This window comes from Aeromonas sp. HMWF014 (genome assembly GCF_963878295.1).
Classification (GTDB): domain Bacteria; phylum Pseudomonadota; class Gammaproteobacteria; order Enterobacterales; family Aeromonadaceae; genus Aeromonas; species Aeromonas popoffii.
This window is the reverse complement of record NZ_CAWNYS010000465.1, coordinates 1-1,063: the sequence shown is the minus strand read 5'-3', so window position 1 is coordinate 1,063 and position 1,063 is coordinate 1. Positions and strand designations below refer to the sequence as shown.

Sequence of the window (1,063 nt, the reverse complement as noted above, 5' to 3'; positions counted from 1 at the left end):
CAGTAAATCTCTTCCCCCTCCGGGCCCACCACTATCGCGATTTGCGGGCCGTCGACCATTGGCTTGTGGGGTGCCTCGGGGCTGCCGATGCGGGCGCGCCAGGTGGTGCTCGCTTTCACTACGCCAAATTCGTTGTGGTAGACGGTCGGGCCACTACCGCCCTCTTCTTCCAGCGCCTGCGGCTGCTCACCGGTGTGGCGGATATGGACGATTTGCCAGTCGGGGTTGAGGCTGCCGTTGGGGTGTTTGGTCAATGAAAAGTGCTGGCCCGGCAGCAGGGCTGCGCTGTTGGACTTGCCACTGCCCGCCACAGCGTCATTGCGCAGGGCATCGAGCCGGTGCTGGGCAAAGGCCTTGCCACTGCCGTCCTGCTTGTAGCGGCCCGGATAGTCAAAATGCTGGTAAGTATCCCGTTGGTGCTCGAGCTCAGCCCCCATTTTCTTCTGGGAGAGACCGTAAGCCGGGGTCTTGAAGCTGTAGTCCTTGAGCTCTACATCCGAGGGGCGCACCGATTCGCGGTAGTGGAACTGGCGCACATAGGCACCCTGTTCCAGCGAACGGTTGCCGAGGTTGAAAAAGAGCTCAGGCCCTTGGGTCAATGCAGCTGCATCGTCGGCAAATACGATGCGATGTTTGCCTGCTTCAAACTCGTGGAAGTAGAACAGCCCCTCTTCGGCAGCAAGGCGGTTAACGAAATCGAGGTCGGTCTCGCGGTACTGAACGCAGTATTCGCGCTGGGCGTGTTCGTTTTTCAGGGCAAAGGCGTAATCGGTGATGCCGTGCTCTTGCAGCAAAATGGAGAGGATTTCGTCAGGCTTTTGCGCCTGGAAGATACGGGAGTTTTGGCGAAGCGAGAGTCGCCACAGCGCCGGCTGCACCCGCAGCTGATAGCGGGTGCGGCGAAAGCCGCTGTCCCCTTGCGCAAAGTCGCTCACTACCCCGCATACCCGCCGTTGCAGCTCGCCGTGGTACCACACCATCAGCTCGCACGGCTGGTCAAGCACGGCGCCAACGTCGACGTCAGGCTCCGGGCTCGCCAATTCCAATCGCAACTGGAACGGCC

General features: G+C 60.9%; 1 protein-coding gene. It reads right to left on the bottom strand.

What is annotated here, in order from left to right; all coding sequences use genetic code 11:
• The coding region (gene tssI / locus AAC083_RS18245) for a type VI secretion system tip protein TssI/VgrG (protein ID WP_146181726.1) at nucleotides 1-1,063 on the bottom strand (1,063 nt) is incomplete at both ends.